General features: G+C 36.8%; 19 protein-coding genes and 5 tRNA genes. 14 read left to right on the top strand and 10 right to left on the bottom strand.

Translation table 11 applies throughout. The features are described 5' to 3' along the window. The first annotated feature begins 8 nt into the window (after window positions 1-8). The 5 genes from dsbD to NTX65_16290 all read left to right on the top strand — a co-directional run bounded on the left by dsbD (window position 9) and on the right by NTX65_16290 (window position 7,365). Window positions 9-1,823, top strand: coding sequence for a protein-disulfide reductase DsbD (gene dsbD, locus NTX65_16310; protein MCX6170901.1), 1,815 nt, complete (start codon window positions 9-11; stop codon window positions 1,821-1,823). 83 nt (window positions 1,824-1,906) lie between these two features. After that, window positions 1,907-3,757: a 2-oxoacid:acceptor oxidoreductase subunit alpha gene (locus NTX65_16305; protein MCX6170900.1), complete on the top strand. Its 1,851-nt coding sequence runs from the start codon at window positions 1,907-1,909 to the stop codon at window positions 3,755-3,757. Further along, window positions 3,747-4,781, top strand: coding sequence for a 2-oxoacid:ferredoxin oxidoreductase subunit beta (locus NTX65_16300; GenBank protein MCX6170899.1), 1,035 nt, complete (start codon window positions 3,747-3,749; stop codon window positions 4,779-4,781). The genes NTX65_16305 and NTX65_16300 overlap by 11 nt, the downstream gene beginning before the upstream one ends. A gap of 87 nt (window positions 4,782-4,868) precedes the next feature. Next, on the top strand, window positions 4,869-5,849 hold the full coding sequence (locus NTX65_16295; GenBank protein ID MCX6170898.1) for a bifunctional oligoribonuclease/PAP phosphatase NrnA: 981 nt from the start codon (window positions 4,869-4,871) through the stop codon (window positions 5,847-5,849). A gap of 19 nt (window positions 5,850-5,868) precedes the next feature. Continuing rightward, window positions 5,869-7,365, top strand: coding sequence for a leucyl aminopeptidase (locus NTX65_16290; GenBank protein ID MCX6170897.1), 1,497 nt, complete (start codon window positions 5,869-5,871; stop codon window positions 7,363-7,365). 185 nt (window positions 7,366-7,550) lie between these two features. Here the strand turns inward: NTX65_16290 and NTX65_16285 are convergent, their stop codons facing one another. The 10 genes from NTX65_16285 to NTX65_16240 all read right to left on the bottom strand — a co-directional run bounded on the left by NTX65_16285 (window position 7,551) and on the right by NTX65_16240 (window position 17,178). Continuing rightward, window positions 7,551-8,156: a LysE family transporter gene (locus NTX65_16285; GenBank protein MCX6170896.1), complete on the bottom strand. Its 606-nt coding sequence runs from the start codon at window positions 8,154-8,156 to the stop codon at window positions 7,551-7,553. Between the two features lie 104 nt (window positions 8,157-8,260). Beyond that, window positions 8,261-11,107 carry an insulinase family protein gene (locus NTX65_16280; GenBank protein ID MCX6170895.1) on the bottom strand — a complete coding sequence of 949 codons (2,847 nt, stop codon included), beginning with the start codon at window positions 11,105-11,107 and terminating at the stop codon, window positions 8,261-8,263. Window positions 11,108-11,241: 134 nt separating this feature from the next. Beyond that, window positions 11,242-11,685 (bottom strand): hypothetical protein, encoded by a 444-nt coding sequence (locus tag NTX65_16275; GenBank protein ID MCX6170894.1) that lies wholly within the window; start codon window positions 11,683-11,685, stop codon window positions 11,242-11,244. Between the two features lie 283 nt (window positions 11,686-11,968). Next, on the bottom strand, window positions 11,969-12,397 hold the full coding sequence (locus tag NTX65_16270; GenBank protein MCX6170893.1) for a VOC family protein: 429 nt from the start codon (window positions 12,395-12,397) through the stop codon (window positions 11,969-11,971). A 25-nt stretch (window positions 12,398-12,422) separates the two neighbouring features. Further along, window positions 12,423-12,833, bottom strand: a complete 411-nt coding sequence (locus NTX65_16265; GenBank protein ID MCX6170892.1) for a DUF1801 domain-containing protein — start codon at window positions 12,831-12,833, stop codon at window positions 12,423-12,425. 80 nt (window positions 12,834-12,913) lie between these two features. Continuing rightward, window positions 12,914-13,387, bottom strand: a complete 474-nt coding sequence (locus NTX65_16260; protein MCX6170891.1) for a VOC family protein — start codon at window positions 13,385-13,387, stop codon at window positions 12,914-12,916. A gap of 63 nt (window positions 13,388-13,450) precedes the next feature. Continuing rightward, a complete protein-coding gene (locus tag NTX65_16255; protein ID MCX6170890.1) occupies window positions 13,451-13,876 on the bottom strand; it encodes a hypothetical protein in 426 nt (141 codons plus the stop codon). Window positions 13,877-14,028: 152 nt separating this feature from the next. Beyond that, the gene (locus tag NTX65_16250; protein MCX6170889.1) at window positions 14,029-14,706 is read right to left on the bottom strand and encodes an ABC transporter ATP-binding protein; all 678 of its coding nucleotides are present in this window, start codon (window positions 14,704-14,706) and stop codon (window positions 14,029-14,031) included. A 20-nt stretch (window positions 14,707-14,726) separates the two neighbouring features. Beyond that, window positions 14,727-15,953, bottom strand: coding sequence for an ABC transporter permease (locus tag NTX65_16245; GenBank protein MCX6170888.1), 1,227 nt, complete (start codon window positions 15,951-15,953; stop codon window positions 14,727-14,729). Window position 15,954: 1 nt separating this feature from the next. Beyond that, window positions 15,955-17,178, bottom strand: coding sequence for an ABC transporter permease (locus tag NTX65_16240; protein MCX6170887.1), 1,224 nt, complete (start codon window positions 17,176-17,178; stop codon window positions 15,955-15,957). A gap of 119 nt (window positions 17,179-17,297) precedes the next feature. Here NTX65_16240 and NTX65_16235 point away from each other — a divergent pair. The 9 genes from NTX65_16235 to NTX65_16195 all read left to right on the top strand — a co-directional run bounded on the left by NTX65_16235 (window position 17,298) and on the right by NTX65_16195 (window position 24,271). Then, window positions 17,298-17,372: transfer RNA gene (locus NTX65_16235), tRNA-Pro, on the top strand. 58 nt (window positions 17,373-17,430) lie between these two features. After that, a tRNA-Arg gene (locus tag NTX65_16230) sits at window positions 17,431-17,504 on the top strand. A gap of 36 nt (window positions 17,505-17,540) precedes the next feature. Beyond that, window positions 17,541-17,614: transfer RNA gene (locus tag NTX65_16225), tRNA-His, on the top strand. A gap of 19 nt (window positions 17,615-17,633) precedes the next feature. Beyond that, a tRNA-Glu gene (locus NTX65_16220) sits at window positions 17,634-17,705 on the top strand. Window positions 17,706-17,752: 47 nt separating this feature from the next. Further along, window positions 17,753-17,845, top strand: a tRNA-Glu gene (locus NTX65_16215). 65 nt (window positions 17,846-17,910) lie between these two features. After that, on the top strand, window positions 17,911-18,726 hold the full coding sequence (locus NTX65_16210) for a lysophospholipid acyltransferase family protein (protein MCX6170886.1): 816 nt from the start codon (window positions 17,911-17,913) through the stop codon (window positions 18,724-18,726). A 214-nt stretch (window positions 18,727-18,940) separates the two neighbouring features. Beyond that, window positions 18,941-20,218: a TolC family protein gene (locus NTX65_16205; GenBank protein ID MCX6170885.1), complete on the top strand. Its 1,278-nt coding sequence runs from the start codon at window positions 18,941-18,943 to the stop codon at window positions 20,216-20,218. 4 nt (window positions 20,219-20,222) lie between these two features. After that, window positions 20,223-21,149 (top strand): HlyD family efflux transporter periplasmic adaptor subunit, encoded by a 927-nt coding sequence (locus NTX65_16200; protein MCX6170884.1) that lies wholly within the window; start codon window positions 20,223-20,225, stop codon window positions 21,147-21,149. Between the two features lie 113 nt (window positions 21,150-21,262). Beyond that, window positions 21,263-24,271, top strand: a complete 3,009-nt coding sequence (locus NTX65_16195) for an efflux RND transporter permease subunit (protein MCX6170883.1) — start codon at window positions 21,263-21,265, stop codon at window positions 24,269-24,271. Window positions 24,272-24,741: the final 470 nt, after the last annotated feature.

The following is a 24,741-nucleotide window of genomic DNA, read 5'->3' as shown; positions in this document are numbered from 1 at the left end:
AGAAGAAAATGAATTTTAAAAAGATATTTACATTGAGCTTTATATTTATTTCACAATTTATTTTTGCGCAATTGGGTCCAACCGATATTGTGAAAATCAATCTCGTAAAGAACAATTTGAAAGTTAATGCTGGTTCACAATTCAAAGTTATTTTAGAAGCCCACATCAAAGATACCTGGCATATCAACTCAAACAAACCTAATGACGAATTTTTAATTGCGTCTAAGGTAACAGCCAAAAGTGATAAAGCAAATCTTACTAAAATTGTTTATCCGCAGCCGAAAGAATTAAAACTGGAATTTTCCGATAAACCGGTTTCGGTTTTTGGTGGAGATATTAATTTGGAACTCATCTTTTCGGTTGATAAAAATATAACAAGCGGGAAGTATTCGATTCCTATCAAATTAGAGTACCAGGCATGTAACGATCAAACGTGTATGCCGCCGACAGATGTAACAGAGAATCTTATGATTGAAGTTGTTGGAAATTTTTTAGAGTCAGGAAATCAGAAACAAGGGGTAAGTGGTGAGAAGCAAGAAGCCAGAAGTGAGAAGCAAGAGATAATAAACGATGCATCAAAAACGAATAGTGAAACGGGAAACAAAAATATTGAAAAGAAAGATGATGCTTCAATTGGTTCAACACTTGAAAAGAGCGGTCTCTTTTTAAGTTTGATTTTTGTTTTTATCGGCGGTCTAGCTTTGAACTTAACTCCGTGTGTTTATCCCCTCATTCCAATTACAATTGGATATTTCGGCGGACAGAGTGAAGGAAGCACACGCAGACTTTTTCTTCTGGGAATTCTTTATGTACTCGGAATGTCTCTCACGTACTCAGTAATCGGTGTTGTAACATCACTCAGCGGTGCCATTTTTGGTACGTTGATGCAGAATATGTTTGTAATAATTGGAATCGCTCTGCTATTTGTTTTGCTGGCATTAAGTCAGTTTGGTGTTTACGAATTTAAATTGCCGGATTCATGGGTTATGAAAGCCGGCGGTGCAAAGGGCGGAATGTTCGGTGCTTTCTTCATGGGTTTGACCATGGGAATTGTTGCCGCGCCTTGTATTGGTCCTTTTGTTCTCGGCTTGGTTACATATGTTGCCGCAAAAGGAGATCCGCTTTACGGCTTTTTAATGTTTTTTGTGATGGCATTAGGTCTTGGATTTCCATATTTGCTCTTAGCTTTATTTTCCGGTAAGATTAAAAAACTTCCTCGCGCCGGCGATTGGATGGAAGGAGTAAAACACATTTTCGGATTCCTTCTTCTAGGAATGGCAATTTATTTTATTGGCCCGATAATCCCGAAGGAATTGAATAAATATCTTCTTCCTCTCTTTGGAATTATAGCTTCTCTTTATTTGTTGTTAATAGACAAGATGGCAAACAATGTGAAGACATTTCGTATCTTCAAAATTGTTTTTTCAATTCTCGTGATGGCCGTTTCGATCTACGCTTTGATTCCTACCAAAAACTTAGAACCGGAATGGCAGAAATTCAGTGAAGTGAAATATGAAGCGTCATTAAAAAATAACGAAAGAATGGTAGTAGATTTTTACGCAGATTGGTGTATCCCATGTAAAGAACTTGATGCATTAACTTTCTCTGATCCGCGGGTTTTAAGCAGTTTAGGCAATTTTACAACTTATAAAGTAGATATGACCCAAACTGTTTCCGACGAAACCGAGAAATTGCGAAACAAATTCAAAATTGTTGGTATGCCGACTGTATTGATAATAAATGCGAAAGGAGAAGAAGTTGAGAGATTGACAGGATTTGTAAATGCAAATGAATTTATGAAATTGCTTCAAAAAGCAAATTGAATATAGATTGCTAATCCTAATTTGCTTTCATATTTTTGCAGCGCTAAATAAATACTAATTATAAATAATATTGAGTTATACTAATGGCACAAGAAACAGAAACACTTGATCTTAAAGAGGTAACAATTCGTTTTGCCGGTGATTCAGGCGATGGTATGCAACTTACGGGATCTCAGTTTAGTGATACAACAGCATTGATGGGTAACGATCTTGGAACGCTTCCGGATTACCCGGCAGAAATCCGCGCTCCCGCCGGAACTCTATACGGTGTCAGCGGTTTTCAAGTCCACTTTAGTTCCAGCGATATTCACACACCAGGTGATACACCCGATGTTTTGGTTGCAATGAATCCGGCAGCTCTAAAGAAAAATTTAGCGGATTTAAAACGTGATGGAATTATCATTGTTAATACAGATTCATTTGACGCGAAGAATTTAAAGTTAGCAGGTTATGATAAAAATCCTTTAGATGATGAAGAAGCATTGGCTGGTTATAAAGTTTACCCGGTTCCAATTACAACTCTTACTTCGACTGCGTTGAAAGACAGCGGTTTGAGTATTAAAGATATTAATAGATGTAAAAACTTTTTTGCGCTTGGTTTGATGTACTGGTTATACAATAGACCTCTTGAACCAACTCTGACCTGGCTGGTTTCCAAATTCAAAAATAAACCAGAGATTCTTAACGCAAATGAAACAGCTTTGAAGACTGGTTATTTCTTCGGTGATACAACAGAAATTTTTGAAAATCGCTATACTGTAGAACCGGCAAAATTGAAGAAAGGGACTTACAGAAATATTTCAGGAAATGAAGCTACTGCACTTGGATTTGTTACTGCATCTATTAAAAGCGGATTACCGTTATTCTTAGGTTCGTATCCAATCACCCCTGCTACGGATATTCTTCAATTCCTTGCAAGCTATAAAAATTTTGGAGTAAAAACTTTTCAAGCTGAAGATGAAATTGCTGGTATCACTTCAGCAATCGGCGCAGCATTTTCCGGCTCACTTGCTATTACAACTACAAGCGGTCCCGGTGTTGCTCTTAAAACAGAGGCAATTGGATTAGGTGTCATGACTGAATTGCCTTTAGTAATTGTGAATGTTCAAAGAGGCGGTCCAAGTACGGGCTTACCAACTAAAACAGAGCAAGCAGATTTACTTCAAGCGATGTATGGTAGAAACGGTGAAGCGCCAATTCCTGTTCTTGCAGCCGCAACACCAAGCGATTGTTTCTATATGGCAATCGAAGCATCAAGAATCGCAGTCAAGTATATGACTCCTGTTATGTTGCTAACTGATGGTTATATTGGTAATGGAACCGAACCTTGGCGTGTTCCTCATGAAAATGAAATTCCAGATATTCCCGTTAAGTTTGCTACCGTAGCTGAAGGATTTTCGCCTTATTCAAGAGATGAAAATCTTGCAAGACCATGGGCAAAACCCGGCACACCCGGTTTGGAACATAGAATCGGCGGTCTTGAAAAAGCCAATATCACTGGAAATGTAAATTACGATCCTTCTAATCATGATTTTATGGTGAAATTGAGAGAGCAAAAAATTCAAAATATAGAAAACGATATTCCGGAATTAGCAGTACAAGGCGATGCTGAAGGTGAACTTTTGGTTTTAGGTTGGGGCGGAACTTACGGCGCTATTAAAGAAGCTGTAGATAAAGCAACCAGCAAAGGTCTTAAAGTTTCTCAAGCCCATTTGAAATATATTCATCCTATGCCAAAGAATACAAAGGATGTTCTTAGTAAATTCAAAAAAGTTTTAATTCCAGAAATCAATCTTGGACAGCTAGCAAAAATTATTAGAAGTGAATTTCTTATTGATGTCATACAGTACAACCTTGTAAGAGGTTTACCATTCAGATCAAGCGACATCGAAAATCAGATAGTTGAAATCCTCGGAGGAAAAAATGGCAAATAATATAGATGTAGCACCCGTAAAATTAACTGCAAAAGATTTTTCATCGGGTCAGGATGTTAGATGGTGTCCGGGATGCGGCGATTATTCGATCCTTGCTCAAGTGCAAAGATCATTTCCTGAAATCAATGTTCCAAAAGAAAAAATTGTTTGGATCTCCGGAATCGGTTGTTCAAGCCGTTTCACTTATTATATGAGCACATATGGTTTTCATACTATTCACGGAAGAGCTGCTGCAATTGCAACCGGAGTTAAAATTGCACGACCGGATCTTTCTGTTTGGGTTGCAACCGGTGACGGCGATTTGATGAGTATCGGTGGTAATCATTTTATTCATACATGCAGAAAAAATGTTGATCTCAAAATTTTACTTTTCAATAATGAGATTTATGGATTAACTAAAGGTCAGTACTCTCCAACATCGGCTAGAGGATTGGTAACAAAAACTTCTCCATTTGGAAGCGTTGATTATCCTTTCAATCCGCTCAGTTTGGCTTTGGGCGCAGGTGCTTCATTTGTTGCACGTACTGCTGATTCCGAAGCGAAACATATGCAGGAAGTAATTAAGCGAGCCGCAGAACATAAGGGAACAGCGTTCGTAGAAATTCTTCAGAACTGCGTAATCTTTAATGACGGTGTTTTCGATCCGATCACAGCAAAAGAAAATAAAGCAGATAAAATGCTTATGCTAAAACATGAGCAGCCGATGGTATTCGGAAAAGATAATAAGAAGGGAATTAAACTCGATGGGTTTAAACCTGTTGTTATCGATCTTAATGATCCGAAGAATTCAATTAATGACGTCTGGGTTCATGATGAAAAAGATATTAGTCATGCACGCGCATTCATCCTGGCTCATCTTGCCGATGACCCGGAATTACCATCTCCGTTCGGCATTATAAGACAGGAATTAAAACCTACATACGATGAAGGAGTTGAAAGACAGATTGCGCATATTACCGAGAAGAAGGGAAAAGGAAATCTTGAGAAACTTCTTTTTAGCGGAAATACTTGGGAAGTGAATTAGCTGTTAGGATCTTGGAGTCAGTTTGTAGAAGTGAGGCGAAGATTTTACTTCGCCTTCTTTTTTCATAATTAAGCTGAAACACAAACTATGAATCGATTTTCTCCACTTAAAAAATTAATTGACGAACATAATTCATTTCTCCTTTCCACTCATGTTAATCCTGACGCGGATGCGCTTGGTTCTGAACTCGGCTTTTATCTAATTCTTAAAAAACTTGGCAAGAAAGTCCGCATAGTAAATCACAGTGCAACTCCGTATAACCTGGAATTTCTTGACGAAGATAATGTGATAGAAAAATATGATGAGGCACTTCACGCAAATGTTTTTACTGATTCGGAAGTTTTTGTTCTGCTCGATTTAAACCAAGGTAACCGCATTGTAAGTTTGGAGAAAAATTTTCGTGCATTTAATGGTTTGAAAGTTTGTATCGATCATCATCAGGATACCGAAAATGTTTTTGATTTTGTCTTTGGCGGAATAGAATATTCAGCTACTTCGGAAATTATATATGATTTTATAGAAGAGACAAAAATTGTCGAACTTGATACTTCAATTGCACTGCAGCTCTATGCAGGAATAATGACGGACACAGGTTCATTCCGGTTCGACCGCACATCGCCCCGCATTCACCGTATAATGGCGGAATTACTAGAAAAGGGTGTAAATCCGACAGATGTTTATGATAAGATTTATGATCAATTCAAATTCGGCAGAGTCAAACTTCTTGGTGACGCACTGAGCTCGATCCAAATTGACGCAACACAAAAGATCGCATATATGATTGTTACCCGTAAACAATTGGATCAAAGCGGTGCTACTGAAGCCGATATTGACGGATTCGTTAACTATTGCCTAACAATTCAAGGTGTGCGGATTGGAATTCTATTTTACGAATTAAAGGATGGAATAAAAGTCAGTTTCCGGTCGAAAGGAGAAATCCCCGTTAATAAATTGGCTAAAGAATTTAACGGCGGCGGTCATACAAACGCAGCCGGAATACGACTTTTCCAAACAACTATTGAAGATGTAAAAGAAAAAATAATTTCCGCAGCGCAACGCTATCTATAATTTTTCGAAAGAGGGAATCATGCATTTCAATTTAAAAATAAACGCAGCTAAAGATGAACTAATTCTTAAATCAGATTCCGCAATTGTAAAATTCTTTATTGATACTGATAAACTTGAAAAAATTGTTGATGAGTTCTTTCTCTCACTTAATTATCCACTGGGAAAAGTTCAGAAGAAAAATTTCATGGATAAAAAATCGAACGAGTTCACTTATTACAGTCAGACCGATGAGCCATCCGTAATTTTTGTTAAGAAGATAAAACTCGATAAAGATTTTTCTTCCGACTTCTTCAGAAATTATTTTGCCGGATTGGTCCCTTCATTAAAAAAGAAAAATCTGAAAGCGGTTCATGTTGTAATTCCATCATTCTCTGAATTCAAAAATTACTTTGAGAATGAGGGTCAATTCTTGCAGACAATGCTTGAAGGAATTCATCTTGGCAATTATACTTTTGATAATTATAAATCCGATAAGGAGAAACCAGCTGAACTTTCTTTTTCCATTCATTATACAGATCAAAAGCTTCTTAAAAGTAGTATTGAAGTTTCAGATAAACTTATGAGTGCGGTTTACTTCTCACGCGATTTGGTGAACGAACCCGCGGTTACAATGACACCAGCCGAACTTTCAGCGAGGGCTAAAAAAGAACTTACCAAAGCTGGTGTTAAAGTCACTGTGTTCGATAAGAATGAATTGAAAAAACGAAAGATGAATGCAATTTTAGCTGTTGGCGGTGCAAGCGATAATCCCCCATATCTAATTATAATGCATTACAAAGCGAATGTTAAAACGAAAAAGAAAATTGCTCTTGTGGGTAAGGGAGTTTGTTATGATTCCGGTGGACTTTCATTAAAACCAACTTCAAGCATGCTTGAGATGAAAGGCGATATGGCGGGTGGCGCGGCTGTGATTGGAATTATAAAAGCTGCGGCAATGTTGAAATTGCCGGTTGAGATAATTGGTGTTGTTCCGGCAGTAGAAAATATGGTTAACGGTTCGTCATATAAGCCCGGTGACATTGTCAGAGCGGCTTCCGGTAAATCAATTGAAGTTAAAGATACCGATGCCGAAGGAAGAATTGTTCTGGCAGACGCGTTGCATTACGCTTCTCAGCAGAAGCCGGATGAAATAATTGACTTTGCAACTTTGACCGGCGCTTGTGTTGTAGCGCTCGGTGAAATTGCCGCCGGATTATTCACTCAGAATGATAAACTTGCAGGAAATTTGTTGAACTCGGGTTCACATTCATTCGAACGTTTGTGGCGTATGCCTTTCTGGAATGATTATAACGATATGATTAAAAGCGAAATTGCTGACATAAGCAATCTTGGTCCGCGCTGGGGCGGGGCAATTACGGCGGGTAAATTCTTAGAAAATTTTGTTGATGAAAAAATCCCTTGGGCTCATATTGATCTTGCAGGACCAGCGCTCAAGCATAAATCGAATAACTACACGGAGAAATATGATACAGGGTTCGGTGTAAGATTGATGATAAATTACCTACAATCTGTTTAATTAAATTAAAAGGTCGTCTCAAAAGTCAAACTAGTCATTGCGAACGGTTCGCCATAGGCAAATCGTAAAGCAATCTCTAGCATATTATTCTGGAATGAGATCACTTCGCTTCGCTCGTGATGACAAACGATCTTTTAAGACAACAAAGCATATAATAAAATCGTAATGATTAATTAATTCTTTCATTACGAAATTATCCCCATCCACAGCTGGTAAATTCCGAAACCGATTAATGCTATTACAGAAAACCCGAGTGTTATGCGGTTAACGCGGGGACCGATATTTTTAGCATATGCGAAGAGAAAAATAATTCCCATTAAACATAAGATCAGCGTTACATAAAAACTTACAATCAACGAGATGCCATTTAGAGGGGTTTCGCTATATCCTTTAAGAAACAACGGTCCCATGACAAGACTCCATCCAAGATAAGGAGCGGGATTAAGAACATTTACAAGAGTTGCGTTCATTAATGTTTGGCTGGTTTTAGTTTCCGTGGGTACTGTCATATCAAATTTTTTCCATGATTTATAAGAACCGAACGCTAAATAAAATAAGAAGAGCGCGCCGCCGAAATGAAGAAATTTTACGAACCACAGCGGAATCTGATTTAATAAAAGTAATACAAGAATTATGATAGGTCCGTCGCTTATAATTGGAGCGAACGCGGCGGGAAGCGTGTGCTTCCAACCTTTGCTCAATGTCTGTGATATTAAATATGTAAGAAGCGGTCCCGGCTGAACTGCTGCCGCGAAAGCAAATGTGAATCCGAAGATTATGTAGCTGAGCATTTCATAAAAATTTTAATTATGAAATTATAATATCACTTTCTAATCTACGGATCAAAAAAATATTTTATCAGCCCATAGATAAACTATGGGCTGATTTAAGAATGCTACTTTTTCTCCGGGTACAGAACAACCTTAATATAATTATCACCGAATGTTTCTTTAGCTCTCTTTTGAATAATTGACTTATCCAGGGTTTCGGTAAGTTTATCTTTTTCTAAAATGAGAAGAGGATCTTCATTATACCAATAACTTGAGTACAAGGAACTAAGCCAGTAGCGGTTCTCTTTCAAATTTGTTTCGTTTGTTCTTTTTTGTATCTCTTTAACTTTGGTTAAATAAAGATCACCAATGTTGTAATTCTTCAAACTGTCTAATTGTACAAAAACCGTTTTAGTTAATTCATCCACTCTTTCGGGATTACATCCGAACCAGATATTAAACGTGTACCTTTCTTTAGGATTCTTTTCCGGAGATCCATAGACTGCAACTCCGTATGTTCCGCCTTTTTCTTCACGGATAACTTCGCGCAATTTAATATCGAGAACATTTCTCATTGATTCGTATTCCCAACGGTTCTGTGGTGTCCAGTTGAATGGACCTGTAAAAATTAATTGAACAAAACTTTTCGGTTCAATTCCTTTATAAACGTTTTTCTCCACAACCCCTTGCGGGTAGTTTATTCCGATATCTTTCCATGTTTCATTTCGTTTAATGGAGGGGAGACTGCCTATATATTTTTCAATAAGCGGTTTTATCTTTTCTTTATCGAATTTACCGACAAAATAAAAAGTGAAATCGCTTGCATCTGCAAAACGATCTTTATAAATCTGATATGCTTTGTCGAAATCAATTTCATTCAATAATTCGGAATTCATTGGGCGGCGGCGGATATTATAATCATTAAGTGTAACCTGAATTGTATCTTGAAATGCTTTTTCCGGAGAAGCTTTTTGATTTGCCAAATAATTCTGCATTTGAGCTTTATATGCAAGGTAACCGGCACTATCTTTCCTCGGCGAAGTAAAGTTTAGGTAGATTAATTGAAAAGCGGTTTCTAAATCTTTTGGTGAGCATGTTCCATTGATGCCTTCGCTTAGATCTCCTACAAACGGAAAAACAGAAACTATTTTACCGGTTAAATATTTTTGAAGCTGAATATAATTGAAACTTCCGGCTCCGCTCTGGCGGATTATATTACCTGCCTGCGAGGCAGAAACATAATCTGCATTGTGTACCAGAGAACTTCCTCCGGGACTAGCTGCCATGAACATAATTTCATCATTCTTAAAATCAGTTGGTTTTAAAACCACTTTAGCGCCATTTGCAAGAGTCCATTCGGTTACATCAATTTCTTTCAGATATTTTTCATCCACAACTGGTGATGCTTTTGGTTCTTTCTCCACCAACGGTTGATTTGAAACTTTATCTTCATATGCCGTAATCTCTTTCATCGGAACAGCGTCAATAACGGCCTTAAGATCTTGCTCAGTTGGTATTTGCAGTCCTTCTTTTTCCGGCATATTGATTGTGATTACTCTGTTATCACCGGTCATTAATGAAGGGGCAATAGCATTCACTTCTGCGAGAGTGATTGTCGGAAGATATTTTTTGTAAAACAAATATTCATATTCTCTTCCAGGGATTATTTCATCCTGCAAAAAATTGCGCAGATATTCTTCTGCATATTCACGTGAATCGGCTTTATCTTTTTCTAAAAACCATTTTTCTGAAGATCGCAAACGACTTTCTTTTGTACGTTCCAATTCCGATTGAGTAAAGCCAAATCTTTTTGCTCTTTCATATTCGGTAAGTAAAACATCAAGACACTGTCCCATTTTGTTATCCTTAACTGCATATCCTATAAGATTAAAAACATTCTGATCACCAAGGAATCTTCCTTTACCGGCACCGGCATATGCAAATGGTGCATCCGGTTTTTGTGTCAATTCATTTAAACGCTGAGAAAGCATTCCGCTGAACAATCCTTCAACCGTTGATGTGCGGAAGTCCTTCACATATATATCAGGCTCTGCTTTGGATTTACTGTAGATAGTCACACTTGACATAGGAGCTTCTTTATCTGCCGCGATTGCAAATAGAGTTCCTTTCTGTGCCGGGATTGGAAAATTAATTCTTTCTCGCGGATCTTTCGGATCAACCAATTTTGAAAAATGTTCTTTTATTAACGCTTCAATTTTTGATTTATCGAAATCGCCAACAGCAACAACAGCCATTAATTCCGGACGGTACCAATCCTTATAAAATCGTTTTATTGTTCCGTAGTCGAACGATTCAAGAATCTCTTTTTTCCCGATGACGTACCTTTCGGCATATTTTGAATCTTTAAAAAGTACCGGAAGCTGTTTCTTGAACATTCTTTCACTGGCACCTCTTCCAAGCCGCCATTCTTCAATTATTACACCTCTTTCTTTATCGATCTCTTCATTTTCGTAAGAGACATTATGAGCCCAGTCTTCTAAAATCTGAAATGCCTTTTGCATTACGTGAATACTATCAGTAGGAACTTGAATCATATAAACTGTTTGATCGAATGAAGTGTAGGCATTCACTTCGGGACCAAATTTCATACCGATTGATTCAAGATAATCGATCAATGCCTGCTTTTTGAAATTCTTAGTCCCGTTGAATGCCATATGTTCGCTGAAGTGAGCTAATCCTTGCTGATCATCGTCTTCAACGACGGAACCAACTTTTACCGCAAGACGTAATTCTGCTCTCTTTTCCGGTTTTTTATTTTTCTGAATATAATAAGTAAGTCCGTTATCCAACTTACCGATAGTGATAGTGCCATCCAGAGGTATTTTATCAGTCAGTTCTAGAGGTAATATTTTTTGATTTGCCTCCTGAGCTTTAAGGTCGGTAAAGGATAAACTTCCGAAAAGGAAAGACAATAATAACAATACACTTACTTGAATGATTTTTTGTTTCATGGTAGCACCCCTTGAATGTAATTAAATAAGTTAATGAATGATCTTCTACTAGCCGGTAACGGAAAATCTATTTGCTTAACTATTTTTGTATATCAACCTTCTACCTTATTGCGCCTTTCGAATAAATTTTGTTTTTAAAAAATTCTAAAAATGTAAAAAAGGATAATCGTTAAAATAGTGATTGAGGAGACGCCGATTGGAAACCAAACTGGTGCAATCCATGGACGTGGAATAAGGAATAGTACATCGGTTGTAGTAAATTTCGGCGGCCATTTAATTAAAATATATAAAGAGACATAATAGAATAAGTCCCAAAAAGCGAAGGTCCACAGAAAAATAATAATTCTTTCCAGCCAGGTTTCTCCGGCTAATAGAGACATTGTAACAAGCATTACTATTGTTGCTGCTTCTCTGGTTTTTTCAATATTAACGAAGTGCTTATCTAATTCTCCGAGAAGTTTTTTATTCGATTCCTCTTCTAAAATGCCAAGAGCTTTTCGTAGATAAACAACAACAACTCCTTCGAGGTGTGCCATTGCAATTCCGAAAATCATTAGAAGTGAGAATTTTTCAATCATGTTTTTTTCATACTTATTAACAACAAACGTGTGTAATTATTACTTACTTGCCTTCAAGAATAACGATAGTTATTAATTATCAATGATATATATAAATTTATAATATTGCGAAAAGGAGAATTAATTTTCTTTGTTCATATTTCAAAACAAAGTACCCCGATTAAAGATGTGATTTGGTACTGCTTCAACTTAATGTAAAAGAAATTTGTAGTCAATCGTTTTCTTTTTACTCTATTGCTTCATTACTTCATCGTAAAATATCAAAATGAAATCATCATAAATCTTAACCCGATTTATAATACTGAATAAAATCCCATTTATTACCGTATAGATCTTGAAAGATTACAACTTTGCCGTAAGATTCTTCTCTCGGTTCTTCAAGAAAATTTACACCCATACCTTTCATCTTCGTATAATCCCGTCCGAAATCATCTGTATGAAGAAAGAATGCAACACGCCCGCCGGTCTGATTCCCGACCGATTTATCCTGCTCTTGGTCTGATGCCTTCGCAAGAAGTAAGGAAGTTCCGCCGCTTCCTTTAGGAGAAACTAAAACCCATCTTTTAACTTCGCTTAATTGAAAATCCTCAATTAAATCGAACTGAAGTTTTTTTGTAAAATATTCAATCGCTTCATCGTAATCTTTAACAACAAAAGTAACCGCGCCGATTGATTGTTCCATATGCACACTTATTCCTTGATTAATTACCAATTATTACTCATTCAAAAAAAATGTCCTAATCCTTTTTTCTATTTTTCCATGCTTTCGAAATCATTTTATTTAATACGGGAGTGTTGATCTCATTTAACGATTTGATATAAAGGCATGCCTTACCGGTTTTGTGCTTACCGAGTTTTTCCAGCTCATTTTTTAATGGTTCCAAGCCGCCCATTAGATATAAAGAAATATTCTGTTTCCTTGGAGAAAAACCAAGCACAACCGTATCACCTTCGCGCCCACTTTCGTAAACATAATGGTAAAGTCCAAAACCAACTATTGAACTTCCCCACATAACCGGTTTCAATTTGGAAACCGATTCCATCATGTCGATTATTTTAAAGCAATCTTCACGTAAAGTTAAATCTTTTATTTGATTGAGAAATGCAGTTACACTATTAGCGGTTGGTTTTGTTTTATTCTCTGCCATAGCAACACCTTATTCCTTTCGAATTTACTTTTAATAATTTGTTTAATTCTCCAGTGAAATGAAAAAATCTTAAACTACACTTAAGATTCTTCATAAGCTTTCTGCAAAATATTTATATCCAGTTTTATCATTTGAAGCATGACTGATGCAACTCGTTTTACTTTTTCCGGATCCGGATCGCCCAGCATCTTAATTAAAATAGAAGGAACAATCTGCCATGAAACACCGTATTTATCCTTAAGCCAGCCGCATCTTTCTTCAGATCCTCCATTGGAAAGTTTCTCCCAATATTCATCTACCTCTGCTTGTGTTTGGCAATCAACTGATAATGAAATTGCCGGGGTGAAATTATACATTGGTCCGCCATTTAAAGCAATAAATTCATTTCCATCAAGTTGGAATGTCCCGGCAAGTAAAGTCCCTTTAGGGAAAGGAGTTCCTTCTCCGTAACAGGTAATACTTCCAATTTTTGAATTTTTGAAAATTGATGTATAAAAATGGATTGCCTCTTCTGCATTGTTATCGAACCATAAGCATGGAGTTATTTTCTGCATTTGGTTTTTTCCTATCCGATTAAAACAATTGGATGTTCTATTTTAAACAGCTGCAGACATTAGTTAGAAATCAAGCATATATTCTTTCATCTTTTTAACATCATCTTTTACTTCTTTGAATACCTTTTCATTTGCCATCTTTTCTTTTGCATAATTCAGGATTGGTCTAACCGATTCAATTTTTCTCCCGAATTTCTCCATCCAATCATAGCGCGGAAAGATCCAGAGATGAAAACCATGTTCAGTATCTTCATTCTGAAAAAGATAAACTTCCTCTATCTTAAGAAGTTCCCGCATTCCTTTCCGTACTTTACGGATTAGCTTCATAAATTCAGCCGATTCCTCATCTGAAAACTCTGAAATTGATTTTAAATTACGCAATGGAGCCATAATGAAAAAACCGGGTATCGGGACTTCCCAATCCTGACCAACATTAAAGAGTTTTGTTGTTATTATATTTTCAGCCGGGAACAGAATTTTATTTTTCATAACAAAAAGTTAAAAATTGAAGTTCATGAATTCGAGAAAAATATTTTTATTGCTAATAAACAGAAATTTGAACTTGTTGGTCATCTTAGTTATTAAACCGGTATGGAGATAAAAGCTGATCCAAATTAGTTTACTGCTTTTCAACTGTGAGCTTATTGAATTACACCGTCTTTCATCTCAAAAACTTTGTCACCAAGGTTTACAAGCTGTGGATTGTGGGTTACAACTAAAAATGTTATTCCTAATTTGTTTTTAAGCTCGACAAATAGTTTGTGAAGCAGTTCGCTATTGTCGGAATCTAAGTTACCTGTTGGTTCATCTGCGAATATAATATCCGGGTTATTTGCAAGCGCGCGCGCTACGGCTATACGCTGCTGCTCTCCGCCGGAAAGTTCAGATGGTTTATGATTGGACCGATCGCTCAGTCCGACTAGTTCAAGCAATTCTTCTGCCCGTTGTAATGCTTTATGTTTTGGCAAACCGTTAATCATTAATGGAATTGCTATATTTTCAGCGGCAACAAATTCCGGTAGAAGATGATGAAACTGAAATACAAATCCTATCTTCTGATTTCTAAGTGAAGAAAGTTTTTCATCGCTTAAATTAGAAATGTTGATACCGTTCAGTTTCACCTCGCCGGAATCGGCATTGTCTAATCCGCTTAGAATGTGAAGCAGCGTGCTTTTACCAGCACCGGATGCGCCAACGATTATAGAAATCTTTCCACGTTCAACTTGAAGAGAAACTCCTTTAAGAATATTTAGCTTCTGTTCTTTTGTCTTGTAGAAAGATTTGAAAATGTCTTTTGCTTCTAAAATTATTTCGCTCATTATATTAACTCTTTATTTCTCTATTCATATTTGATTGCTTCAATAATTATTGTTTGAGACGCGCGCCTTGCCGGATAAAGGGATGCTACAACCGCAAGAAACATTGCCATTCCGCCAATTGCAAAGATGTCCGTCCATCGAATTTCAATTGGGAGTGCGTCGATTATATACTTAGTAGAATCAAGCGGATAAAAATTATAAGTGATTTGTAGATAACAAACCAGCAGTCCAAGCCCTATCCCAACGGACGTGCCGATCGCACCTACTAAAATTCCTTCATACATAAAAATTCGTAAAACGGAATTTTTGTTTACACCCATTGCTCGCAGAACTCCTATATCTTTTTTCTTTTCAATTACGGTCATTGTTAGAGAAGCAAAGATGTTGAAAGTAGCAACCGCAATTATTAAGCAGAGTAAAATATAAGCCGCCCACCGTTCAATCTGCATTACATTGTAAAGTTGTTTATGAAGATCATACCAGGTATTGACCGAAAATAATTTTGTATCAATTTTCTTTACAAGTTTTTCTTTTACGGATTCCGCTTGCTTAAAATTATTCAAACGAAGTTCGTAACCGGTAATTTTACCGTGTAATCCAAACAGTCTTTGCGCAGATGAAACCGACGTGAATACGTATGAAACATCGTAATCCCTATTTTCGGATTCAAAGATGCCGGCAACAATAAATCTTCTTGTCTGAGGAATTGAAAGGGAAGTAATCGTTTTTTCGATATTGTAAGCCGATGTAACAGTAATAGTATCGCCGATGCGGGACGAAAGACGCAATGCGAGAGGGATTCCTAAAATTATCTTATCGTATGCACCTTCCGTAAGATCGAATTTACCGCTGATTATTTTTGACGCAACTCCCCACGATTCGTCATTCGTTTTATTTTCAATTCCCTTGAGATTTACAATCTCGTAACTTTTCTTGTTTAGTAAAATTGCTTTCCCTTCAACATAAGGGGAGTAGCTTGAAATGTTTTCTGTCTTAGCTAGAGCTTCCTGAACGGAATTAATTTGCGAGAATCCTTTTTCATCTTTAATCGAAATTCTGATATGCGGATCGAAACTGACCATAATAGAAGTTACGAGCGATCCGAAACCGTTGAACACCGAGAGGACAATTATCAACGCCGCAACACCGATTGTAATTCCCAATGTTGAAAGAAGCGAAATAATTGTGATAAAATTTAATTTGTGTTTCGCTCTCAAGTATCTTTTTGCTACAAAAAATTCGATCATCCTATTCGAACCTAATTGCTGAAATTGGTTTTATCTTTGATGCGATAACAGCCGGAAGCATTGACGCAATTAGAGAAACCGCGATTGTAACAGCCGTTACCAATAAATAATTTTTTAATTCGATTGAGATTGGGACATGTGTGACGAAATAAATTTTATCCGGCAGAGAGATGATATCAAACCTCTGCTGAAGAAGAGTTAGAACGAGCGCCAATAAATTTCCAATCAGAACGCCGATTACTATTAAATACATTGCATGAAGGAGAAATGTTTTCATTATCAATTTTCTGTTGGCGCCGAGAGAACGAAGAATGCCGACCGAATTTGTTCTCTCAAGAACTATCATCAGCAATGTGCCAACAATATTAAAGACCGCAACGAAGATTATTAATCCTAACACAATTGGTATTGGCTCTTTCTGAAGATCAATCCATGTGAAAATATTTTGATTCACCTGAAAAATTGTTCTGACATAATAGGGATAGCCGAGGAAATCCTGCAGCTGATCGGCAAGAAGATTAACTCCGGATAACTCTTTTACCTTTATATTGTAACCGGAAACTAAATCTCCCATCCCGAACATTTTTTGAGCTGTCGAAAAATTTACAAACGCATTTAGGTCGTCGTACTCGCTCATACCGCTTTCATAAATTCCGGAGACATAAAACTGTTCGATTGCCGGGGGATTCTCTTGGGAAGGAGATTGATCATTCTTCAAAGAAAAAATTGTAACTGTTTCGCCGACTTTAATCAATAATTTTTCGGAGAGAGTTTTACCAAGAATTATTTTAGGCAGTCCGGAATCATTTTGCAAATTGAACGAACCAGTTTGAATAAATTCGTTAAGTTCGGAATTAGATCCGGGTTCGATTCCGGTAAGAGTAATTCCTTCTGTCATCTTTTTCGATTTAATGATTACTAATTTTGAAACGAACGGCTGAATTCTTGTAAAGTTGTTCTGATATTGCTTTTGAAGTTCAGGAATAACCGTTAATTGTGACGGGAGATTTCTGCTTCCGAAACCGGTTACTTTTATATGCGAGTTAAAATTTGTAATTTTTTCTGAAACTACATTTTCAAATCCGTCTAAAACCGTTAAAGCAATTATTACAACAGCGACACCGATTGCTATTCCAATGATTGTAATAGATGAAATTACCGAAAGGAACCTGGAATCTTTCCTAGTTCTGAGATATTTCCTTGTTAAGAATAGTGGAAGCGACATTATGCTCATTATTTTTTGTAAAGATATAAATATTCGTTGAGAAGCGAAAATTGCGCCATAAAATTGACAATCCGGAACTAAAGATATATTTTTGAACTCCAATTTTAAGAATTATATTACGGGGCGTAGCTCAGCCCGGCTAGAGCGCTTGGTTTGGGACCAAGAAGTCGCAGGTTCGAATCCTGTCGCCCCGACAAACAAAAGAGTCTATGCGTGTTAATCGGATTATTAACACGTTCTTTTTTTATTGATGTGCCCATAGCTCAATTGGATAGAGCAACAGCCTTCTAAGCTGTAGGTTAGTGGTTCGATTCCACTTGGGCATACAAAGTAAAATTGTTCATTCGAATTGTGAGAATATGGTGAGCATAGCTCAGTTGGTTAGAGCATCTGGTTGTGGCCCAGAAGGTCGTGGGTTCGATCCCCATTGCTCACCCTAAAGTTCATTTATATCCGGCCCCATCATCTAATGGTTAGGATAGCGCCCTTTCACGGCGTCAATACGAGTTCGAATCTCGTTGGGGTCACATTCTTTTCTTTTAGCAAATCTTCAATCTCGTCATTTATTTAGAGCGGCCCCTCATTTAATGGTTAGGATAGCGCCCTTTCACGGCGTCAATACGAGTTCTGCCACAGGCATCCCTTCGGGAGAATCTCGTTGGGGTCACTTCTTTCTTAATTCATAAAACTCTTGGATTGATTTTTTTCATTTTGTAAATTCACACAAAATTTATGGCAGATATGGAAAAACAATATACATTTCTTAAAAGAGTTTCCGACAAGGATAAATACGTAACTCCGGATTCCGAATTAGGAAAGAGATTATTTCCTTCCCTCTATTTCTTTACCAATATGTTAAGAATACTAATCTATTCAAACCGACAGGCAAAGAAAGGGATTTATGATGATGTTAGATGGTATGATTCATCAGTAGATACTCGTGAAAGTTTAGAACGTGCCGGAATCAAAATGCATTTTACGGGAATGGATAACCTTCGCAAAGTTGATGGTCCGGTTGTCTTTGTCTCGAACCATATGACAACAATGGAAACAACAATTCTCCCTTCGATAATCAGAGCGGTTAAACCGGTTGTCTATGTTATTAAAGAAGAACTAAGTAAATATCCTTTGTTCGGACCTGTTGCGCTTGCGAGAGATCCGATTTTAGTAGGAAGAGAGAACCCCCGTGAAGATTTGAGAATTGTTCTTGAAGAGGGAAGTAAAAGAATTCAAAACGGAAAATCCATTATAATTTTCCCTCAAAGAACAAGATCAATGGTTTTAGACCCAACTTTTTTTAATTCTTTGGGAAATAAATTAGCAAAAAGAAATAACGTTCCGGTAATACCGATTGCTCTTATTACGGACGCATGGGGAAATGGAAAGTTTATAAAAGAAGCCGGTAAGATTGACCCTTCCAAGCCGGTTCATATTGCTTTCGGCGAACCGCTTTTTATTAAAGGAAATGGTTCCGAAGAACATCAGAAAATAATTGATTTCATATCAACGAAGTTTAGAGAATGGGGAAGAGCTGAATTTGTAAAATAATCCCGTAAACACATTTTACATCTAACGTATCAGAAATTAGTTTCTGCTTTACTTCTTCATTGGAAAGCTTTTCATTTTACCTGAGAATAAAGATAGTGAGAAAACAGAATTTCTACAGAATTAATAAATATATTTAGATTGTACTTTTTACTGATATTCAAAATATTTTTAATAATTATTACGAATTAACTCATATGATGCAGCGGGATAATCATTGAAAACTAATTCCTTCAAAATTCTTTTCATCATCGCATTTTTTTTATCTCTTGGATCATCCTTCGCTCAAAATAATTTACAATTTTACATAGATGCCGCCTTTCAAAATAATCCTACAATGAAAGAGAATTCCAATCTTTTACGAATCGGCGAGCTGAACAAATCTTTAACGGAGTCTCAATACTCATTGCCTCAGATTTCGTTAACATCGAATTATCTCTTTGCGCCTTTTTTTAATAATAACGGAAAAATCATTTCTACAAATCCGGATTCTAAAGCGATTGGTTATGATGCGGGAATTACAAACGGCGGACTTTATTCTGCTCTGATTAATATTGAAAAAAATATTTTCAACGGCGGATTGACGGACGCACTCCAAAAGCAGATCGGCATTCAGCAGGAACAGTTCAAGTACAATTTTGAGTTGGAAAGGCGAAATCTGAAGAAGCAGGTAACGGAACAATATTTAAATGCCTATAAATCTTTATTGATTTACCACCTGGCAAATGACGTTGTTAAAAATATAGAAGACCAACTAACACTTACTGCCGGATTGGTTGAAAAAGGTTATTCAAAAAGCCAGAACTATCTTCTCTTGAAAATCGAATTGCAGTCGCAGCAAATTGTATCGAAAGAGAATTTTCAGCAATATAAAAATGATCTTCTTCAATTAAATTCTTTTTGCGGAGTTAAGGATACTCAAACCGTCTTTATCGATTCAGCACGGATAAAGATGAACGATGCAAAAACGAAATTTACTTTTTTAGAAAAATTTAATTTGGATAGTCTGGCAGCGGTAATTCAACAAGATGTATTCGAGACAAAATATCAGCCGCAGGTAAAGTTATTCTTTAATACCGGTTTAAATGCAGTTGAACTTGAGGGAATTCAAAGAAAATTCGGTTTGAGCGCCGGTATTGATTTTCAGATGCCGATTTATGACGGCGGACAAAAGGGAATTACGCGTCAGCAAAATGAAATATCAATCAGCACAATCCGGAATTACAAACAATTTGCCGCAACCAATATCGAGAATCAAAAACAGATCACAATTTCGAATATCAAACTGATTCAAGATAATTTGAAAAGTATTGATACGCAGCTAAACGATTACAAAGATTTGATCAATCTTTCAAATAAGCAATTGAGAACCGGCGATGTTTCGATGATTGACTATCTAATCATTCTTAGAAATTTTATTGATCTTCAAAAAACGAAAATCGAAAAAGAAATTAACATGTTCTTGGAAATAAATAACTATAATTATTGGTACTGACGATATGAATTCAACCAAAAAAATTTTTCTCAAAATAACCGCGGCAATATTTCTAACAGTACTACTTATTTCGTGCGGTAATAAAGATGACAGAAGCAACAGCGAAAATACCGGCGCCCCGGTTAAAATAACAGAACCGCAAAAAATGAATTTAACGGAATACATAACACTTAACGCTACTACGGTTTTTCTGAAGAAAGAAATTGTACGGGCTACTTTCCAGGGATTCATAGAAAAGATTTACAAAAACATAGGCGATCAGATTTCAAGCGGAGATCTTTTATTAGAAATCAAGACAAAAGAATCCGCAGCCGATGATAATCTTCAAGTTCCTTTTGGAAATAAAATATTTAAAGGAACAATACAGATTAAGGCAAGTTCGAATGGAGTTTTAACAGAGCTTAATTATAATACCGGCGACTTTGTTTCCGACGGCGAACAGATAGCAGTTATTTCAAATCCATCTTCTATGCGGATTAATCTTAACGTTCCTTTCCAATATTCAAACAAAATAAAAATCAATACCTTGTGCGAAATATATCTGCCAAACGGTAAAGTTGTTAATGCATCGATTCAAAGAATTATTCCTAAAGTTGATCTAAGTGCACAAACTCAAACGTATATTCTTGAGATGAAACAATTTGAAAATTTACCCGAGAACTTAAATGTAAATGCAAAAATTCCATTAAGGGCAGTAATAGACGCAACAGTTCTTCTCAAAAGTGCGGTATTGACAAACGAAACATTGGACAAATTTTGGGTGATGAAACTTGCAAATGATACAACCGCGATCAGAGTAAATATAACAAAAGGAATTGAGAACGATTCTTTTGTACAGATTATGAAACCAGAATTAAAACCAACAGACAGAATAATTTCCGAAGGAGCTTTCGGTCTGCCGGATACTGCAAAAGTGGTAATAGAAAAGTGATTGAAAAAGAATAGGGACAAAATTGATTTATAAAATATTATCTGCGTGAATCAGTTTAATCCGCGTCATCTGCGTTCTATTGCCTTTTAATGAATATAAAATAACTTACAACTATGAACAACTTCTACATAAAATTCAAAAGTCCAATTGCGGCAATACTTATTTTCATACTGCTGGGCGGTATCTACTCATTGTTCAATCTAAAGACCGGATTATTTCCCGATATTACTTTTCCAAAAATTAAAATCATTGCGGATAACGGTGAGCAGCCTGTTGATAAGATGATGGCGACAGTTACAATACCTTTGGAGAACGCCATTAAGCGCGTTGAAGATCTAAACATATTACGAAGCACAACGAGCAGAGGAAGCTGCGAGATTTCTGCGTTCCTAAATTGGGGAGGCGATGTTGATCTCGGCAAACAAAGAATTGAAGCGCAGATCAATGCAATAAAACAAAATCTTCCCCCGGGTGTAAATATTACGGTTGAGAAGATGAATCCTTCCATTCTGCCAATCATGGGCTTTTCGCTGGAAGGCACGAAACAGAATCCGATTGAACTGAGGCAGATTGCCGAATACACAATTAAACCAATCCTTTCACGTATTGACGGCGTTTCCGAAATCGCCGTCATTGGCGGTAAGGTAAAAGAATATCATATAATTCTCGATCCGATGAAGATGAGTAATCTTCGGTTAACACCGGCTTACATTGCCGATGTATTATCCAAATCAAATTTTATTTCTTCAAACGGATTTATGGTAGATAACAACCGGCTCTACCTGAACTTGACCGACGCCGCGATAGAGAATAAAACGGAGCTTGAAAATACAGTTATACTCAATTCTCCCAAAAGTAAAATTCAGCTTAAAGATATTGCGCAGATTCAAATTGCAGAAAAGAGAGATTTTCTAAAGATAAACGCAAATGGAAAAGATGTTCCGCTGATCGCAATTTTAAAACAGCCGAACGCAAATTTAATTGATGTCTCTAATGCTGTTAAAAATCAATTGAAAGAAATAAAAAGAGTTCTTCCGCAAGGTGTTGTTTTAAAACCATATTACGATCAAGCCGATTTTGTGAGCGATTCCGCAAGCAGTTTAAAAGATGTTTTATGGATCGGACTGCTTCTTGCAATATTCGTTACAATAATATTTCTCCGTTCTTTTAAAGCCAGTTCCGTAATACTTCTTACTATTCCGATTACGCTCGGATTAACTCTAATAATTTTAGATGCGCTGAATTACACATTCAACATAATGACGATTGGCGCTATTGCCGCGGCGATAGGATTAATAATTGATGATGCGATAGTTGTTGTTGAACAAATTCACCGGACGCATGAAGAAAATCCGACTGAGGGGAGTTACGTACTTGTAACCAAGGCGATCAAATATCTTTTTCCGGCAATGGTCGGTTCATCGCTCAGTACAATTGTAATATTTCTTCCGTTCATTTTAATGGGAGGAGTTGCCGGAGCGTATTTTAAAGTAATGACAGATACAATGATCATTACACTCGTTTCTTCTTTCTTTGTAACATGGATCGGACTGCCGGTAATCTACATTTTGTTCTCGAAAGAAGAACACGCGGTTAAAAGTTTTTCTAAAGAAACAAAACAAAGAAACTGGGTTTACTTCTTCATTAGAAAGCCGTGGATCTCCGCGCTGTTTGTTCTCTTCCTTGTAATCTCTGCCTATTTTATAATCCCAACATTGCCTTCGGGATTTTTGCCGGAGATGGATGAAGGTTCAATCGTTTTGGATTTCACAAGTCCCAACGGGGCATCGCTTGAAGCAACGGATAGAATGCTTCAGCTTGTCGACCGGATTCTTCAAAATACTCCGGAAGTAAAATCATTTTCGAGAAGAACCGGAACGCAGATGGGATTTTTTATCACGGAGCCGAACCGCGGTGATTACTTAATTCAACTTCATAAGAAAAGAAATAAAACAACTGATGAAGTCTCGGACGAGATCAGAACAAAAGTAGAAGCGGCATTACCAGCCCTCCGTATCGACTTCGGGCAGGTGATCGGAGATATGCTCGGCGACCTAATGGCTTCTGTTCAGCCGATCGAAATAAAAATTTACGGTGATGATCATTCAAAACTTGCAGAAATTGCAGATTCGGTTTCAAATATTATTTCCGGCATTAACGGTATTGAAGATGTCTTCAACGGAATAACTATTGCCGGTCCTTCAATTAATCTTGAACCGAAAGTTGCCAATCTTGCTCAATACGGTTTAACACCGAACGATCTGCAATTTCAGATGCAGACAAAAATTGAAGGTACTGTTGCCGGAAATATTCTTGAGAAGAACCGTCTTGTTGATATAAGAATGCTTGAAGCGCCCGGACATGTTTCATTTAACAATTTAAAGAAGAATTTTATTTTCCTGCCGGATGGGAAGTTAAAACCGATTGATGAATTTGCGGACGTGGTTGTTACAAAAGGTGTTGCAGAAGTTGATAGAGAAAATTTGAAAGAGATGATTGCCGTAACCGCCCGTTTGAATAATATTGACCTGGGAACTGCACTAAAGGAAATTCAAAATATAATAGAGAAGAGATTGAATCTGCCGAAAGGTTATCAGATAATTTACGGCGGAGCTTATGCAGAACAGCAGCAAGCGTTTAAGGAGTTATTAATGATTCTTTTCTCAGCAGTTTTGCTGGTCTTTACAGTAATTCTGTTTTTGTTCAGAAATATGAAAGTCTCTCTGGCTATTATATTTATCGCTGTACTGGGACTGTTAGGAAGCATCCTGGCTCTCTTCATAACCGACACACCGTTAAATGTAGGCAGTTATACCGGAATGATTATGATTGTAGGAATTATCGGAGAGAACGCGATCTTCACATATCTGCAGTTCAATGAAGCGCGCAATAATAAAATGAACAAAGAGGACGCGATTGTTTATTCCATCTCAACCCGATTAAGACCTAAATTAATGACTGCGCTCGGCGCAATTGTAGCTTTGTTCCCCTTAGCTCTTGGTTTTGGAACAGGCGCTCAAATGCATCAGCCCCTCGCAATTGCAATTATAGGCGGGTTTATAATTGCGATGCCGCTGCTATTGATTGTATTGCCTACAATATTAAGATTAATTAGAGAATGATTTTATTCTAACTCTAAATTCCATTCTGAACACTAAAAGCTAACAGCTAAATGCTGACAGCTGAAAGCTATCCACAATTTCTTCTTGATTACTTTACAAGTTAAAATTAAATTGATGCCTGCTTTCAAAGTCTTATCCAAAGACTCTTCTATACGACGGGGATAAAAGTTGAAAAGATGTAACCAAAATAAAATTCCTTTCCTGGGCAGTCTCACTGTAATAACATGCTTCACTATATAAATTTTAAATGGATTTAATTCTAACGCGTTAAAGAACCATTGTCATAATTAAACACGAAACTTGATTGCCGGCTGAGATTCTTATCAAGAAATAATTTTGTGTTTAGATGATTTTAGAACATTTATTTGAGGATAAAGAACAATATGAATTTATTTTATATTAGTAAAAAAGGAAGATAAGACGATTCGCCGCTGCGGATCGAATTCAGTATAAATATATGTTAGGTAGCT

The organism is Ignavibacteriales bacterium, from assembly GCA_026390795.1.
Taxonomy (GTDB): Bacteria; Bacteroidota; Ignavibacteria; order Ignavibacteriales; family Melioribacteraceae; genus Fen-1258.
Note: the sequence above shows the minus strand (reverse complement) of the source record. Positions and strands in the feature narration are given on the sequence as shown.

Excerpts from the sequence above, each read along its gene's own strand:
- NTX65_16290 (MCX6170897.1), top strand. The coding sequence starts at position 5,869 with ATGCATTTCAATTTAAAAATAAACGCAGCTAAAGATGAACTAATTCTT.
- NTX65_16280 (MCX6170895.1), bottom strand. The coding sequence starts at position 11,107 with ATGAAACAAAAAATCATTCAAGTAAGTGTATTGTTATTATTGTCTTTC.
- NTX65_16195 (MCX6170883.1), top strand. The coding sequence starts at position 21,263 with ATGAACAACTTCTACATAAAATTCAAAAGTCCAATTGCGGCAATACTT.
- NTX65_16210 (MCX6170886.1), top strand. The coding sequence starts at position 17,911 with ATGGCAGATATGGAAAAACAATATACATTTCTTAAAAGAGTTTCCGAC.
- NTX65_16285 (MCX6170896.1), bottom strand. The coding sequence starts at position 8,156 with ATGCTCAGCTACATAATCTTCGGATTCACATTTGCTTTCGCGGCAGCA.
- NTX65_16200 (MCX6170884.1), top strand. The coding sequence starts at position 20,223 with ATGAATTCAACCAAAAAAATTTTTCTCAAAATAACCGCGGCAATATTT.
- NTX65_16295 (MCX6170898.1), top strand. The coding sequence starts at position 4,869 with ATGAATCGATTTTCTCCACTTAAAAAATTAATTGACGAACATAATTCA.
- NTX65_16265 (MCX6170892.1), bottom strand. The coding sequence starts at position 12,833 with ATGGCAGAGAATAAAACAAAACCAACCGCTAATAGTGTAACTGCATTT.
- dsbD (MCX6170901.1), top strand. The coding sequence starts at position 9 with ATGAATTTTAAAAAGATATTTACATTGAGCTTTATATTTATTTCACAA.
- NTX65_16300 (MCX6170899.1), top strand. The coding sequence starts at position 3,747 with ATGGCAAATAATATAGATGTAGCACCCGTAAAATTAACTGCAAAAGAT.
- NTX65_16245 (MCX6170888.1), bottom strand. The coding sequence starts at position 15,953 with ATGATCGAATTTTTTGTAGCAAAAAGATACTTGAGAGCGAAACACAAA.
- NTX65_16260 (MCX6170891.1), bottom strand. The coding sequence starts at position 13,387 with ATGCAGAAAATAACTCCATGCTTATGGTTCGATAACAATGCAGAAGAG.
- NTX65_16250 (MCX6170889.1), bottom strand. The coding sequence starts at position 14,706 with ATGAGCGAAATAATTTTAGAAGCAAAAGACATTTTCAAATCTTTCTAC.
- NTX65_16255 (MCX6170890.1), bottom strand. The coding sequence starts at position 13,876 with ATGAAAAATAAAATTCTGTTCCCGGCTGAAAATATAATAACAACAAAA.
- NTX65_16240 (MCX6170887.1), bottom strand. The coding sequence starts at position 17,178 with ATGTCGCTTCCACTATTCTTAACAAGGAAATATCTCAGAACTAGGAAA.
- NTX65_16275 (MCX6170894.1), bottom strand. The coding sequence starts at position 11,685 with ATGATTGAAAAATTCTCACTTCTAATGATTTTCGGAATTGCAATGGCA.
- NTX65_16305 (MCX6170900.1), top strand. The coding sequence starts at position 1,907 with ATGGCACAAGAAACAGAAACACTTGATCTTAAAGAGGTAACAATTCGT.